At 71.3% G+C, this 14,452-nt stretch carries 12 protein-coding genes; 3 read left to right on the forward strand and 9 right to left on the reverse strand.

Going from position 1 to position 14,452, the window contains the following annotated elements; translation table 11 throughout:
* Positions 1-2: 2 nt before the first annotated feature.
* From fabI to LHA26_RS08745, 3 genes are all read left to right on the forward strand, one after another.
* Entirely contained in the window at positions 3-794 is a 792-nt protein-coding gene (gene fabI / locus LHA26_RS08735) for an enoyl-ACP reductase FabI (protein WP_302898072.1), read from the forward strand.
* A gap of 12 nt (positions 795-806) precedes the next feature.
* Entirely contained in the window at positions 807-1,892 is a 1,086-nt protein-coding gene (gene aroC, locus LHA26_RS08740) for a chorismate synthase (protein WP_252165244.1), read from the forward strand.
* A gap of 122 nt (positions 1,893-2,014) precedes the next feature.
* Positions 2,015-2,467, forward strand: coding sequence for a hypothetical protein (locus LHA26_RS08745; RefSeq protein ID WP_252165245.1), 453 nt, complete (start codon positions 2,015-2,017; stop codon positions 2,465-2,467).
* Positions 2,468-2,581: 114 nt separating this feature from the next.
* Here LHA26_RS08745 and LHA26_RS08750 read toward each other — a convergent pair whose 3' ends face one another.
* The 9 genes from LHA26_RS08750 to LHA26_RS08790 form a co-directional block, all read right to left on the reverse strand.
* The gene (locus LHA26_RS08750) at positions 2,582-3,169 is read right to left on the reverse strand and encodes a hemerythrin domain-containing protein (protein ID WP_252165246.1); all 588 of its coding nucleotides are present in this window, start codon (positions 3,167-3,169) and stop codon (positions 2,582-2,584) included.
* A 30-nt stretch (positions 3,170-3,199) separates the two neighbouring features.
* Positions 3,200-3,376, reverse strand: a complete 177-nt coding sequence (locus LHA26_RS08755) for a hypothetical protein (RefSeq protein ID WP_252165247.1) — start codon at positions 3,374-3,376, stop codon at positions 3,200-3,202.
* Positions 3,377-3,405: 29 nt separating this feature from the next.
* Complete coding sequence (locus tag LHA26_RS08760) at positions 3,406-6,369, reverse strand: PAS domain S-box protein (protein WP_252165248.1); 2,964 nt, start codon at positions 6,367-6,369, stop codon at positions 3,406-3,408.
* A 55-nt stretch (positions 6,370-6,424) separates the two neighbouring features.
* A complete protein-coding gene (locus tag LHA26_RS08765) occupies positions 6,425-8,458 on the reverse strand; it encodes a PAS domain-containing hybrid sensor histidine kinase/response regulator (RefSeq protein WP_252165249.1) in 2,034 nt (677 codons plus the stop codon).
* Positions 8,455-8,919 (reverse strand): response regulator, encoded by a 465-nt coding sequence (locus LHA26_RS08770; RefSeq protein WP_252165250.1) that lies wholly within the window; start codon positions 8,917-8,919, stop codon positions 8,455-8,457. Before LHA26_RS08770 ends, LHA26_RS08765 begins: the two co-directional genes overlap by 4 nt.
* Positions 8,916-11,159, reverse strand: a complete 2,244-nt coding sequence (locus LHA26_RS08775; protein WP_252165251.1) for an ATP-binding protein — start codon at positions 11,157-11,159, stop codon at positions 8,916-8,918. Before LHA26_RS08775 ends, LHA26_RS08770 begins: the two co-directional genes overlap by 4 nt.
* A gap of 109 nt (positions 11,160-11,268) precedes the next feature.
* On the reverse strand, positions 11,269-12,627 hold the full coding sequence (locus LHA26_RS08780) for an FAD/NAD(P)-binding protein (protein WP_252165252.1): 1,359 nt from the start codon (positions 12,625-12,627) through the stop codon (positions 11,269-11,271).
* A 53-nt stretch (positions 12,628-12,680) separates the two neighbouring features.
* Positions 12,681-13,448, reverse strand: a complete 768-nt coding sequence (locus tag LHA26_RS08785; protein WP_252165253.1) for an ABC transporter ATP-binding protein — start codon at positions 13,446-13,448, stop codon at positions 12,681-12,683.
* The gene (locus LHA26_RS08790; protein WP_252165254.1) at positions 13,445-14,452 is read right to left on the reverse strand and encodes a FecCD family ABC transporter permease; all 1,008 of its coding nucleotides are present in this window, start codon (positions 14,450-14,452) and stop codon (positions 13,445-13,447) included. Before LHA26_RS08790 ends, LHA26_RS08785 begins: the two co-directional genes overlap by 4 nt.

Here is a 14,452-nt window from a genome sequence, read left to right on the forward strand (position 1 = left end):
TGATGGAGGGCAAGCGCGGGCTCATCATGGGGCTTGCGAACGACAAGTCGCTTGCCTGGGGCATCGCCAAGGCGCTGCATGCGCAGGGGGCCGAACTCGCTTTCAGTTTCCAGGGCGAAGCGCTGGGCAAGCGCGTGCGGCCGCTGGCGGAGCAGCTCGGCTCGGATTTCCTGATCGAGTGCGACGTGGCCGACATGGCGGCGCTGGATACCGCCTTCGCGACGCTGGCGGCGCGCTGGCCGACGATCGATTTCGTGGTCCACGCGATCGGCTTTTCCGACAAGAGCCAGCTGCGCGGCCGTTTCTACGATACCACGCTCGACAACTTCCTGATGACCATGAACATCTCGGCTTATAGCCTGGTGGCCGTGGCGCAGCGGGCGCGGGCGCTGATGCCCAAGGGCGGCGCGATCCTGACGCTCACCTATTACGGCGCGGAAAAGGTCATCCCGCACTATAACGTGATGGGCGTGGCCAAGGCGGCGCTGGAGACGAGCGTCAAATATCTCGCGGTCGATCTCGGGCCCGAGAATATCCGCGTCAACGCCATCTCCGCCGGCCCGATCCAGACGCTGGCGGCGCGCGGCATCGGCGATTTCAACTATATCCTCAAGTGGAACGAGCTTAACGCGCCGCTGCGGCGGACGGTGACGATCGAGGATGTCGGCGGCGCCGGCCTCTATATGTTGTCCGATCTTTCGTCCGGCGTCACGGGCGAGATCCACCATGTCGATTCCGGCTACAACGTTATCGGCATGAAGGCCGAGGACGCGCCCGACATCGCGCTCGCCTGAGCCGGGGCCTCCATGAGCTACAACAGCTTCGGGCGGGTGTTCCGCTTCACCAGCTGGGGCGAGAGCCACGGCCCCGCGCTCGGCGCGGTGGTGGATGGCTGCCCCCCGGGGCTGGCGCTGTCCGAAGCGATGATCCAGCCTTGGCTGGACAAGCGCCGTCCCGGTACTTCGCGCTTCACCACCCAGCGCCAGGAGCCGGACCAGGTGCGCATCCTCTCCGGCGTGTTCGAGGGCCGCACCACGGGCACCCCGATCAGCCTGATGATCGAGAATGTGGACCAGCGCTCCAAGGATTATTCGGAGGTGGCGACGGCCTATCGCCCCGGCCATGCCGATTATGCCTATGACGCCAAATATGGCTTTCGCGATTATCGCGGGGGCGGCCGATCCTCGGCGCGGGAGACGGCGGCGCGGGTCGCCGCCGGCGCGGTGGCGCGCGCGGTCATTCCCGAGGTGCGGCTGAGCGCCTATCTCGTCGAACTCGGCGGCGATCCGATCGACCGTGCCGCCTTCGACGCGGCCGCGATCGCGGCCAATCCCTTTTTCTGCCCCGATCCGGCGGCGGCGGCGCGCTGGGAAGCGATCGTCGATGGCGCGCGCAAGGCCGGATCATCGGTGGGCGCGATCGTGGAATGCGTGGCCGAGGGCGTGCCCGCCGGCTGGGGCGCGCCGCTCTACGCCAAGCTCGACAGCGAACTCGCCGCCGGGCTCATGTCGATCAACGCGGTCAAGGGCGTGGAGATCGGCGACGGCTTCGCGGCGGCGCGGCTGACCGGCGAGACCAACGCCGATCCGATGCGACCCGGCGCGGACGGGCCCGTCTTTCTCGCCAATCACGCGGGCGGCATTGCGGGCGGCATCGCCACCGGCCAGCCGGTGGTGGTGCGGTGCGCGCTCAAGCCGACCTCGTCGATCCTGACCCCGGTGCCCACCATCACCCGCGCCGGCGAGGCCAGCGAGATCCGCACCAAGGGCCGGCACGATCCCTGTGTCGGCATCCGCGCGGTGCCGGTGGTGGAGGCGATGGTGGCGCTGGTCTTGGCCGATGCCAAGCTGCTCCACCGTGCGCAATGCCCGGATCGCCGCGCCGAGGGATAGAACCGCGTACCAGGACGTTCTCTCTACACGACCAACACTGGCGGCGCGAAAGTCTAACGAAGTTTATCCCTTGCGCCGGTGCGGTCGATCGGGGCGTTTGCCCAAAACGATCATAGGAGAGAATGATGCGTCATTTTGGAATGATTGCGGCGGCGGCGATCGCCTTCGCCCCGGCGGCGCTTGTCGCGCAGACCGGCGCGGCGGGTGGCTCGATGGGCGCCAGCGGCGCGGCGACGCCCTCCAGCGGCACCACGGGCACGCTCGGCACCGGCAGCAGCGGCGGCGGCATGTCCACGCCCGATACCGGCAGCAGCGGCAGCATGTCGAGCAGCGGCGGCATGTCGAGCGGCACCACCGGCAGTAGCGGCATGAGCAGCGGCAGCGGCTCGAGCAGCGGCGGTCGTCACGGCCATAGCCGGCGCGGCGGTTCGGGCTCCAGCTCGGGCTCGATGAGCTCCAGCGGCGGCATGAGTGGCAGCACCAGCGGTGGCATGGGCGGCAGCACCAGCGGCGATGTGGGCGGCAGCTCCACCGGCGGCATGACCGGATCGAGCAGCGGCGGCACGCCGCGCTGATCGACCGATCCGCGAAAAAGGGGCGGCGGAGCAATCCGTCGCCCCTTTTTTCATGCCCGGCGCGGGCGGCGCGCGGGCGGATGGGGCGGGCCCAGGGCCGCGCCCCCGCGCGCCTCACGCGATCTTGAGGCCTTCCTTGTTCATCGCAGTGGTGAGCACGCGATTCTGCTCGTGCGACAAGGTGCGCTTGAGCCGCGGGAAGATCTCTTCCTCCTCCTCGCGCACATGCTTCTCGATCAGGGCGCGGAACTCCTGCACCTTGGCGATCCAGTGCGGATTGCTGCGCGGCGTCTGGTCGAGATCGTAGAGATATTGTTTCACATAGCCGTGATCATGGTTGAGATGATCGGCCTGATCGCTGTCCTGATGATCGCGCAGCGCGGCATAGACGGCATTTTCCTCCTGCATCGCGTGCTTGGCCAATGCGTGCTTGAGCTGCATCAGCAGAAAGCCGCGCTTGGTCGGCTCGGTCTCGTTGGTCGCCTCGATCTTGTCGAACAAGGCGAGCGTCATGCGATGCTCATTGGCCAGCGCATCGTCCCAGTCGCCGGCGAGCAGCGTGGGCGATTGCACCACCGCCTTGCGGGCGAAATTGGCCGCCAGGCCGGCGACCAGGCCGGCGGCGGCGGCGACGAACAGGCCCGTGCGCGAGCCGTGCGCGCTCTGGTCGCTCTCGATCGTGGCAAGCGTCTCTTCGGTCATGACATGCAACTCCTGCTAAGGCGGCCGCCGTCAGGCGCCGCCCGGCTTTTCTTCGGTCTGCGAGGGGCGCGCCTTGGAGTCGGCCTCGGCGGCCTGCTTGTCCTCGGCGTTGGGGCCGGCGCTATCGCGGTTGGGCACGCCCACGCGCGCATCGCGGTTCACGCCTTCGATATCGGACGAAGGTCCGGCGGGTGGCGGCTTGGCCATAGCGTCTCCGATCCTAGTTGGATCGGTTATCAACAGGTTGGCGGCGTCGCTGTTCCGGCCAGCGTCAGCAGCAGCGCCCGCGCCAGCTCGTCGCGCCGGAACGGCTTGGCGAGATGGGGGAGATCGGGCGCAAGCTTTTCGAGATCGGCATAGCCCGAGATGATCAGCACCGGCAGCGTCGGGCGCGGGCCGCGGGCGGCGCGCGCCAATTCGCTCCCGCTCATGCCGGGCATGAGATGATCGCTCACCAGCAGATCGGGATCCAGCCCCTTGTCCAGCAGCGCCAGCGCGCGTTCGGCCGAGTCCGCCTCGACCACGCGATAGCCCAGATCGATCAGCATTTCCGCCGTGGTCGCGCGGACGATCGCCTCGTCATCCACCAGCAGCGCAAGGCCGGCCTGCTCGGTCGCCGCGCCATTCCCGGCATGGGGCTCGGCCAGCCGCGGCGCGCGCTCGTCCACCGGCAGCCACAATTCGGCGCGCGTGCCCACGCCCGGCGTGCTGGCCAGCCGCAGCGTGCCGCCAAGCTGGCGGGCCAGGCCATGCACCATCGACAGGCCCAGCCCGGTGCCGCGTCCGAGGCCCTTGGTGGAAAAGAAGGGCTCGACCGCGCGGGCGAGGGTTTCGGCGTCCATGCCGATGCCGGTATCGGTCAGCGCCAGCAGGATGTAGCGGCCGGGCGCGAGTTCGGCGGGGCGATCGGTGGCGACGCGCACCTCGATGCCCAGCGCGCCGCCCTCGGGCATGGCGTCTCGCGCGTTCACGGCGAGGTTGAGCAGCGCCATCTCCAGCTGATTGGCATCGGCATGGGCGCGCGGCAGGCCGGCGGGCGCATCCACGGTGATGCGGATCTGCGGGCCGGAGGTGCGCGTGATCAGCTCGGCCATGCCCGCCACCAGCGCCGACAGATCCACCGGCTGGGGCTGGAGCGGCTGGCGGCGTGCGAAGGCGAGCAGGCGATGCACCAGCGTGCTCGCGCGCTCGGCCGATTGCAGCGCCCCGTCGATCAGCCGCTGCATCCGCGCATCGTCCAGCCCGCGCCGCGACAGCATGTCCAGGCTGCCCAAGATCGGGGTGAGGAGATTGTTGAAATCATGCGCCACGCCGCCGGTCAGCTGGCCGATCGCCTCCATCTTCTGGCTCTGGCGCAGTGCCTCCTCGGCATCGCGCAGCGCCGCTTCGCGCGCCTTTTCCTCGGTGATGTCGCGGCCATAGGCATAGACGAGATCGCCCTCGCGCGAGGTGTGCCACGAGATCCAGCGCAGCCCGCCCTGCTTGTGGCGGAAGCGGTTCTCGAAGGCGGTGAGATCATGATCCGCCACCGCCCGGGCGAGGCCGGCGATGGTGCGCTCGGCATCTTCCTCGGCGAGGAAGGCGAGGAAGCTGCGGCCGATCACCTCTTCCGGCGCATGGCCGAGCAGCGCCGTCCAGGCGGGATTGACCGCGCGGAAAATGCCGTCGGCGCCGATCACCACCAGCAGATCGCGCGAGTTGCGCCAGACCCGGTCGCGCTCGGCGGTGCGCTCGGCGACCCGGCGCTCGAGCGTGGCGTTGAGCTCGCGCAGCCGGGCCTCGGTCGCCTTGCGGGCGGTGATGTCGATGGTGGTGCCCAGCACGCGCACGCAGCGCCCCTCGGCGTCGAACAGGCCGCGCCCCTTGGCGGCGACCCAGCGGATGCGCCCGTCGCGCGGATCGACCGTGCGATATTCGACATCATAGACGGCGCGCCGCGCCGGATCGAAGGCGGCGGCGAAGGCGAGGGTGGTCGCCTCGCGATCCTCGGGATGCAGGCCCGCGTAGAAGGTGTCGAGCGTGACCGGCGCCTCCGGCTCCACGCCGAACATGGCGCGGACGCGCGCGTCCCAGAACAAGGTGTCGGACACGCGGTCCACGTCCCACAGGCCGATATCGGCGGCGGCGATGGCGAGGCGCAGCTGCTCCTCGCGGCGCTTCAGCGCCTGCTCGCTGCGCTGCTGGCGCGTTTCGGCGCGGGCGCGTTCATAGGCGGCCCAGGTGCGATCGGCGACTTCCAGCGCCAGATCGGCATCGGCGGTGCGCCATGGGCGCGGCCGATCATGGCCGATGAAGAGCATGGCGGTGGTCCGCCCGTCGCGGCAGATCGGCGCCGCCAGCAGCGCGCGCACGCCGAGTGAGGCGAGCGGCAGGCGGCAGGCCATCGCGGCGGTGTCGGCGGCGGCGTCCTCGATCCGCACGATGCGGCCGAGATCGAGCGCCGCGCGGCGCGTGGGATCGAGCAGATCGTCGAGCGCGACGCGATCGCCCGGCAGGCTCGCCAGCGGCCCGCGCGCGACATGGGCGTGCAGGATCCGCGCCTGGCCCAGTTCGGGCTCGAGTTCGGCATAGCCGACACAGGCCACGTCCAGCCGCTGGGCGACGGCGGCGGTGGCGGTGGCGAGCATCTCCCGCCCGTTGAGCCCGCGCTCGCGCAGCCGGTCGCTGAGCTCCAGCAGAAAGGCCTGGCGCTGCTCGCGCTCGCGGATGCGATCGGCGGTGAGCACGCGCTGGGTGCTGTCCACCACCAGCGCCAGCACGCCCGCGGCCCGGCCACTCTCGTCGAGCAGCGGCGAATAGGACAGGTCCATCCAGACCTGCTCGGCCTCGCCATGCCGGTAGAGGATGAGCGGCTGTTCGCGATAGCTGAGCGTCTCGCCGGCGAGCACGCTGTCCAGCACATGGCGGTTGAACGGCTCCGCCTCGGGCCAGCTTTCGAGCACCGAGCGCCCCAGGGCGGCCGGGTGGCGCGGCCCGCACACATCGGCATAGCCCTGATTATAGACGGCGATCCCGCGCGGCCCCCAGAGCGCGACGCTGGCGACGGGGGAGAGGAGCAGGCTTTGGGTGACGGCGCGCTGCAAGGGCGACCAATCGGCCAGCGGGCCGAGCGGCGTCTCCGCCCAGCGGTGCGCGCGCAGCACCGCGCCCATGGCGCCGCCGCCATGCGGCCGCCAGCCGCGCTCGTCTTCGTCCGCCATGATCGCCCCCCGCCGAGTCGCCGCCACACCGGTATGTGTCGGAGACTGACCGGAGCTACTCTATAGACCTTAATCGAACCCGGGTAGCGGCGGCGCGCGGCCGGGGTTCCAGCAGCTGCACCAGCCGCGCCGCCAGCTCGGCCTGGCGGAACGGCTTGGGTAGCAGCGGCAGGCTCGCCATCTGATTGCCCGCGAGATTGGCATAGCCGGTGGCGAGCATGATCGGCAGGGTCGGGTGGAGGCGGCGCAGCTCGGCGGCGAGATCGGCGCCGTTCATGCCGGGCATCAGATAATCGGTGATGACCAGATCGGGCGCCTCGCCTCCGCGCACAAGTTCCAGCGCCTGCGCCGCCGAATGCGCCTCGATCACATGATGGCCGAGATCGGCGAGCATCTCGGCGGTGCCGGCGCGGACCAGATCCTCGTCGTCGACCAGCAGGATGGTGGCGCGGCGCGTGCGCGGCACCTCGCCCGGCCCGGCGGCGCCGAGCTGCTCGGCATGGCCTTCGGCGATCGGCAGCCAGATTTCGGCGCGGGTGCCCTGGCCGGGCGCGCTGTGGAGCAGCAGCGCCCCGCCCGATTGCGCGGCGAGGCCATGCACCATCGACAGGCCGAGCCCGGTGCCCTTGCCCACGCCCTTGGTGGAGTAGAAGGGCTCGATCGCGCGCTTCAGCGTCGCCGGGTCCATCCCGGTGCCGGTGTCGGTGACGGCGAGCCGCACATAGTCGCCGTGGCGCAGGCTGTGCGGATGATCCGGCCCGACCTGCTGGCGATCGATGGCGAAGCGCAGCGCGCCGCCGCCGGGCATGGCATCGCGCGCATTGACCGCGAGGTTGAGCAGAGCGAGTTCGAGCTGGCCGGGATCGACCCGCGCCGGCGGCAGATCGCCATCCGCCTCGACCGCGATCGCGATCTGCGGGCCTATGGTGCGGCCGATCAGCTCGGTCATGCCCGAGACGAGATCGTGCACGTCCACCGCGCGCGGCTCCAGCACCTGGCGCCGCGCGAAGGCGAGCAGCCGCTGCACCAGCGTCTTGGCGCGCTCGGCGCCCTGCATCGCGCCGGCGATCAGGCGGAGCGCGCGATCATCGCCGTCCAGCCGCCGCCGCAGCATGTCGAGATTGCCGACGATCGGGGTCAGGAGATTGTTGAAGTCATGCGCGACGCCGCCGGTCAGCTGGCCGATCGTCTCCATCTTCTGCATTTCGGAAAGCTGGGCGAACATCGCCTCGCGCTCCGAGACGGCGGCGACGACGCGCGCTTCCAGCGTTTCGTTGAGCCGCTTCAGCTCGGCCTCGGCGGCGCGCTGCGCGGACACATCGGTATAGGTGCCGAGCCAGCGGACCACCGCGTCGCGATCGTCCCGCACCGCCACCGCGAGGCAGAGAAAGGGGCGGGGCTGGCCGTCGCGATCGAGCAGCGGCACCGTCATCTCGAAGGGGCTGCCATCGGCCAGCGACAGCGCCCAGCGCGTGTCGATCTCGTCGAGCGCGGCCGGATCCACCGCCGCGCGCCAGCCCTGGCCGCGCGTATGATCGGGCGAAAGCCCGGTATAGTCGCACCAGCGCCGGTTGCACCAGGTGACGCGGCCGTGCGTGTCGCTCATGAAGCAGAGCTGCGGCATGGCGTCCACCAGCGTCGCGAAATTCGCCTCGCTCACCTTGAGCGCCGCCTCGGCGCGGCGCCGCTCCGCGCGCGCGGCGGCCTCGGCCAGCGCGCGGCTGACGACATCGGGCAGGCGATGCAGCCGCTGCTTGACGACATAATCGGTGGCGCCGCGCTTCAGCGCCTCCACCGCCACATCCTCGCCGAGCGTACCCGAGACGAAGATGAAGGGGATTTCGGGCGCGGTCGCGCGGGCGATCTCCAGCGCCGCCTCGCCGTCGAAGGTCGGCAGCTGGTGATCGGCCAGGATCAGATCCCAGCCGCCGCGGTGCAGCGCGGCGACGAAATCATCGCGCGTCCACACCCGCTCCACCGCGCAATCGGCGCCGGCCTGGCGCAGATATTCGCAGATCAGATCCGCATCGATGCTGCTGTCCTCGAGATGGAGGACGTGGACGGTGGCGCCCGGCGTGGCGGCGCTCATGCGCGGGGCTGGTCCGCGTCGCGCGGCGGCGGTTCGTTCAGCACCGCCCAGAACATGCCGAGATCCTGGATCGCCTTGAAGAATTCCTCGAAGCCGACGGGCTTCACGACAAAGGCGTTCACGCCCAGCTGGTAGCTGCGCACGAGATCGCGCTCCTCGCGCGAGGAGGTCAGCATCACCACCGGCGTGTGGCGCAGCTTGGCATCCTGCTTGATCTGCTCCAGCACCTCGAGCCCGTCCACCTTGGGCAGTTTGAGGTCGAGCAGCACCACCACCGGATCGCCGCTGTTGCGGCCCTCGTACCGGCCCTTGCAAAGCAGATAGTCGAGCGCCTCGGCGCCGTCGCGCGCGACCACCACCGTATTGGCGAGCTGGCAGCGCTCCAGCGCCGCGAGCGTCAGCTCGACATCCTTCGGGCTATCCTCGACGAGCAGGATCGGGTTGAGTTCGGGTGCGTTCATCCATTGGCTCCAACGGGTAGCGCGAAATAGAGGGTGGCGCCCTGATCGACCGCGCCCTCGGCCCAGACGCGCCCGCCATGACGCTGCTCGACGATCCGCTTCACATTGGCAAGGCCAATCCCGGTGCCCTCGAACTCCTCGGCGCGGTGCAGCCGCTGGAACACGCCGAAGAGCTTGCTGACATAGGCCATGTCGAAGCCGGCGCCATTGTCGCGCACGAAGAAGATCGCCTCGCCCTCGCCGGCGCGGTGGCCGATCTCGATCACCGCCGGCGACCGCCCGCGCGTGAACTTGATCGCATTGTCGAGCAGGTTCTGGAACACCAGCCGCAGCATGGTCGGATCCGCCACGATCGCGGGAAGCGCGCCGACGCGCCACTCGATCGCGCGGCCGGCCATGTCGGGCGCGAGCTGGGCGCGCACCTCGGCGACGAGCTGCCCGATATCGATCCGGCGCGGGTGGAGCGTCGCGCGGCCCATTTGCGAGAAGCTCAGCAGATCGTCGACCAGCGTGCCCGCCGACACCGCCGATTCGATGATCGTATCGATGAAGCGCTGCCCCCGCTCGGAGATCTTGTCGGCCTCGTTCTGCCGCAGCAGCTGCGAATAGCCGACAATGTGGCGGAACGGCGCGCGGAGATCGTGCGACACCGAATAGCTGAACGCCTCAAGCTCCTTGTTCGATCGAAGCAGCTGCTCGTTGAGCTGGGCCAGCTCCTCGGCGCGGCGCAGCACGATCTCGACGATGGCGCTGCGCAGCTGGGCGGCGGCGTCAAGCTCGGCCTCGTCCCAGGGAGCGGAACGCTCGCGCACCGTTTCCTTCCACGCCTCGAAGCTTTTGCGCGGGTGGATGCGGGCGCCCTCGGGCACCTCGCCGGGCTTGAGCGGCGATCCGCCCCAGCGCACGGTGCGCACCAGTTCGGGCCGGAACCACAGCACATAGCTGGAATGAAGCTGCGAGATGGAGATGGCCACGAGGCCGCAGGCGCTGTCCTTCAGCGCCTCGGCGCCCGGCATCTCGCCGACCAGGCTTTCGGTCGCGAACAGATCCTCCACCGGCCGCGCATCGAGCCAGGCGGTGATGCGCGCGATCGCATCCTCGCTCGGCGTGACGCCGACCGTGCGGCACTGGCCCGCCGAGACGACGGCCGCGCCCGCCGCATGGGTAAGGCCGAGAAGATCGTCCGGCGCGGCGACGAGCCCGTCGAGGAACTGCTCCTCGGCGGCCATGCGGGCGAGCAGCTGCGATTCGACCGCGCGCAAGGCGATGCGCCGCTCGGCGAGCGCGCCGCGCTCCTTGGCGACGAGCTGGAGCGACAGGATCTGGCCGAGAAAGTCGCACGCCGTGCGCACATGATAGGGCACGCGGTGCGGCGCCCGATTGTGGCAGGAGATCAGCCCCCAGAGCGCGCCGTCGCGCAGCAGCGAGATCGACATGGACGCGCCCGTGCCCATGTTGCGCATATATTCCAGATGGACGGGCGAGACGCTGCGGAGCACCGACTGGCTCAGGTCGAGCGGCGCGCCGGTCGCCGGGTGGCCCGCGGGCAGGATCGGCACCGGCACATAATCGGCATCGGCGATCAGCCGCAGACGATTGAGCCGGTAGAGTTCGCGCGCCTGGGCGGGAATGTCGCCCGCGGGGAAGCGCAGGCCGAGATAGGAGGGCAGGCGGTCATTGCCGTCTTCGGCGATGACGGTGCCGTTCCACTCGGGATCGAAGCGATAGACCAGCACGCGATCGAAGCCGGTGATGCGCCGCACCTCGCGCGCCGCGAGCGTGCCTAGCTCCTCGATCGTGCCGGCCGCCTCGAGCGCGCCGAGAAAGGCCTGGAGCGCGGGGTAGATGTGATAGAACTCGGTCGGTTCCTCCTCGATCCCCTCCTCAAGCTCGAGGATCAGCGCATCGCCCGCGCGGTGCGCGATGGCGTGGAGCCCGCGCGCGGAATGGGGCAACCGCGCCATGCCGAGATATTGCGGCGTGGTCACAGCGCCGATCGGCGCGAGCAGCGGCCGCAGCGGCGCGGGCAGGATCTCGGCCACGGGCCGGCCGATCGCCGCCTGCGCATCGAACAGGCCGAGCCCCGGCCCGCACGCGGCCTGCATCACCGCCAGCGTGGCCGGATCCAGCGCCAGCAGCGCGCCGTGCGGCTGGATCGCGCCGGGAATATGGATGGGCTCGCGCGCGCAGGCCTCGAGATCGGCGCCGCTCTTGATCGTCCCGGCCAGGCTGGTGGCCATCAGCTCTCCTCATCGGTCCAGGGCGCGCGGCCCCCCTCCAATGCGCCGACCCCCACCCTGATAGAGGTTGGTTTCGTGCGTTTCCAGTCTGTAAAAGGCGGGACGGGCGTTAAAGTCCCTCGCCGCCCACCCATTGGGCATTGGCCAGCCGCCGCGCCACCGCCCAGGCCTGGCGCCGGATATCGGGCACCGCCACGATCTCCCAGAAGGCGCCGCGCGTCGGCGGGCCGAGCACCAGCAGCCGGTCCGACGCGCGGCCGTCGCGCCCGATCGCGCGCGATTGCTGATCGACATCGATGCCGATCCGCAGCGGATCGGGCCGCAACAGCCCGCGCGCGTGGAGCGCCGCGAGCAGCGGCTCGGCGGTGCGGGTGAGATTGCCCTGCGGGCCGGTGCCGTTGATGAGCCGGGCGAGCGTGAGCGACGCCACCCCGGTCTCGCCGCGCGGGCGATAGCTGAGCGCCATGCCATCGGGGCGGGGGGTGAGCGACAGGGGGGTGCCGGCGAGGATGGTGAGGCGTCCGCGTGCCTGGAGATCGGCGAGCCGTTCGGCGACGTGCGGCGCGATCCGGTGGCGATGGACATCCCACCAGGCGCGGGCGTGGCGCAGGAAGCGGCGACGCTCGGCGAGCGGCATGGCGCGCCACAGCCCCTGGGTGAAGGGGCGCAGCTCGTCCACCGCCGCGCGCCAGCCGATCGCCTCGGCGCGCGCGCGCAGCTCGGCCAGCAGCGCCCGCGCTTCGGGCGTCGGCCGCTCCGAGCGCGGCGCGGCGGCGGCGCCGGGGGGGCCGGCGGCGTGCGGCCGGGGGATGAGGCCGCGCCGCGACAAGGCGAAGATGCGGCCCTCGAAGCCCAGCCCGTCCAGCGCGAGCGCGACATCCACCATGGTGAGGCCGGTTCCGAGCACGCCGACGCAATCGCCCGGCTTCAGCCCTTCGGCCAGCGCCGGGCCCCAGGGATCGGCGATGTAGCGGCCCGCATCCAGCCCCTCCACGTCGAGGCCCGGCGGCAGCAGCGGCGGCAGATTGCCGGTGGCGAGCGCGACCGTATCCGCCGCGATCGCGCCGCCGCCCGCCAGCCGCACGGTGGCGGCGGTGGCGCTGAAGGCGGCATCCACCGCGCTGTCGCGCACCACGCGCAGCCGATCGCCGGCGTGGCGCTGGGTTTCGGCGAGGAGATCGTCGAGATAGGCGCCATAATCCCGGCGCGAGGCGAAGCCTTCGCGCGGGTGCAGGCCGCGCGCGGCGAGCCAGCGGAGGAAATGATCGGGCTCGTCGGGAAGCGCGCTCATCCCCGCCGCGCGCACGTTCAGCACATGCTCGGGATGGACGGTGGAATAGGCCACGCCGCGTGCCGTTTCGGCGCGGCGCTCGATCAGCGTCGCGCGCGGGCCATCGTGGCGGAGCAGGTTGATGGCGAGCAGGGCTCCGCTGAAGCCGCCGCCGATGATCGCGACATGATCGGGCACGGCGCGTCTCTAGCGGCTCGCGCGCGCGAAGGGAAAGCGGGGCGCGCTGCGGTTCATGCCAGCCGCCCCAGCGGCAGGATGAAGCGACCGCCATCGGCGGCGCGGCCGATCTCCACGCGGATGCCGAACGTCTCGGCCAGCGTCGCCGGGGTCAGCGTGGCGGCGCTGTCGCCCGCCGCCACCAGCCGGCCGTCGCGCAGCAGCACCACCTGATCGGCGACGCGCGCGGCGAGGTGGAGATCGTGCAGCACCAGGATCACCCCGGCGCCGCCGGCGGCGACGGCGCGCAGCCGATCCAGCACATCGAGCTGGTGCGCGGGATCGAGGCTGGCGAGCGGCTCGTCCGCCAGCAGCCAGTCGGGCTCGCCCGCCAGCACCCGCGCCAGCAGCGCGCGCCCGCGCTCGCCGCCCGAGAGCTGGTGCACGCCGCGCCCCGCCAGCGGCAGCAGATCGCAGGCGGCGAGCGCGGCGGCGATCGCGGCGCGATCGGCCGCGCCGAGCCCGCCACGGCCGCGATGCGGCAGCCGGCCCAGCGCCACCAGCGTCTCGACATCAATGTCCCAGTGGAGATCGGCCGCCTGAGGCAGCAGGCCGATGCGCCGCGCCCGCGCGCGCCGCGGCAGGCGGGCGAGCGGCGCGCCGTCCAGCGTCACCGCGCCGCTGGTGGGGGCGATCAGCCCCGCCAGACAGCCGAGCAGACTGCTCTTCCCCGCGCCATTGGGGCCGAGCAGCGCCGTCACCCGGCCGGCGGGGAAGGCGAGATCGATATCCTCCAGCACCAGCCGGCCGCCCCGGCGCAGCGTCAGCGCCTCCGCCCTCATGCCAGCCGCCGCCGCATGGCGATCAGCAGCGCCAGGAAGAAGGGGCCGCCGAGCATCGACATGGCGATGCCCAGCCGGACCTCGGCGACGGTGGGGGCGAGCCGCACCGCGCTATCGGCGAGCGTGAGCAGCAGCGCCCCGCCCAGCGCCGCCGGCGCGAGCACCGCCGAGGGACGGTGGCCCGCGAACGGGCGCACACAATGCGGCACGATCAGGCCGACAAAGCCGATCACCCCGGCGGTCGCCACCGCCGCGCCGACGCACAGCGCCGTGCCGAGGATCACCAGCGCCTGGAGCCGGCGCGGATCGACGCCCAGCGAGCGCGCCGCCGGCTCTCCCAGCGTCAGCGCGTCGAGCGCGGGCGCGGTGGCGGCCAGGCAGGCGGCGCCGATCGCGATCAGCGGCGCGGCGAGCGTGACATCGTTCCAGCTGCGGTCGGTAAGCGCGCCCATCAGCCAGGTGACGATCTCGGAGGCGACGAAGGGCGTCGGCGCGAGGCTGATCGCGAGCGCGGTGAGCGAGCCGGTGATGTTGGTCAGCACCATGCCGGCGAGGGTGAAGAGGATCAGGCTGCCGGAGCGGCCGGCGAGCAGCGCGAGCAGCGCCATGGTGGCGCCCGCGCCCGCCAGCGCGAAGCCCGGCAGCAGCCAGGCCTGGGCCGAATAACCGAAGAAGAGCGAGAGCACCGCGCCCAGCGCCGCCCCCGAGGAGACGCCGAACAGGCCGGGATCGGCCAGCGGATTGCGCAGATAGCCCTGCATCACCGCGCCCGACAGGCCGAGCGCGGCGCCGATCAGCAGCGCCAGCACGGTGCGCGGCGCGCGCAGCTCGATGAGGATGATGGCGCGCGGATCATCGGCCGTCCACGCTGCCCAGGGCAGCCAGACCTTGCCCGAGACGAGCGAAAGTGCCGCCGCCGCCGCGCAGCCGAGCAGCAGCCAGGCGATCAGCCGGGCGGAGCGGGCGGGCGCGCGGCCATGCGGGGGAAAGATCGCGTCCATCAT

It is taken from the genome of Sphingomonas morindae (assembly GCF_023822065.1).
Lineage (GTDB): Bacteria > Pseudomonadota > Alphaproteobacteria > Sphingomonadales > Sphingomonadaceae > Solisphingomonas > Solisphingomonas morindae.

Bases quoted from the DNA above. Each gene is read 5' to 3' on its own strand.
- fabI (WP_302898072.1), top strand. From the start codon at position 3: ATGGAGGGCAAGCGCGGGCTCATCATGGGGCTTGCGAACGACAAGTCG.
- aroC (WP_252165244.1), top strand. From the start codon at position 807: ATGAGCTACAACAGCTTCGGGCGGGTGTTCCGCTTCACCAGCTGGGGC.
- LHA26_RS08745 (WP_252165245.1), top strand. From the start codon at position 2,015: ATGATGCGTCATTTTGGAATGATTGCGGCGGCGGCGATCGCCTTCGCC.
- LHA26_RS08750 (WP_252165246.1), bottom strand. From the start codon at position 3,169: ATGACCGAAGAGACGCTTGCCACGATCGAGAGCGACCAGAGCGCGCAC.
- LHA26_RS08755 (WP_252165247.1), bottom strand. From the start codon at position 3,376: ATGGCCAAGCCGCCACCCGCCGGACCTTCGTCCGATATCGAAGGCGTG.
- LHA26_RS08760 (WP_252165248.1), bottom strand. From the start codon at position 6,369: ATGGCGGACGAAGACGAGCGCGGCTGGCGGCCGCATGGCGGCGGCGCC.
- LHA26_RS08765 (WP_252165249.1), bottom strand. From the start codon at position 8,458: ATGAGCGCCGCCACGCCGGGCGCCACCGTCCACGTCCTCCATCTCGAG.
- LHA26_RS08770 (WP_252165250.1), bottom strand. From the start codon at position 8,919: ATGAACGCACCCGAACTCAACCCGATCCTGCTCGTCGAGGATAGCCCG.
- LHA26_RS08775 (WP_252165251.1), bottom strand. From the start codon at position 11,159: ATGGCCACCAGCCTGGCCGGGACGATCAAGAGCGGCGCCGATCTCGAG.
- LHA26_RS08785 (WP_252165253.1), bottom strand. From the start codon at position 13,448: ATGAGGGCGGAGGCGCTGACGCTGCGCCGGGGCGGCCGGCTGGTGCTG.
- LHA26_RS08790 (WP_252165254.1), bottom strand. From the start codon at position 14,452: ATGATGGACGCGATCTTTCCCCCGCATGGCCGCGCGCCCGCCCGCTCC.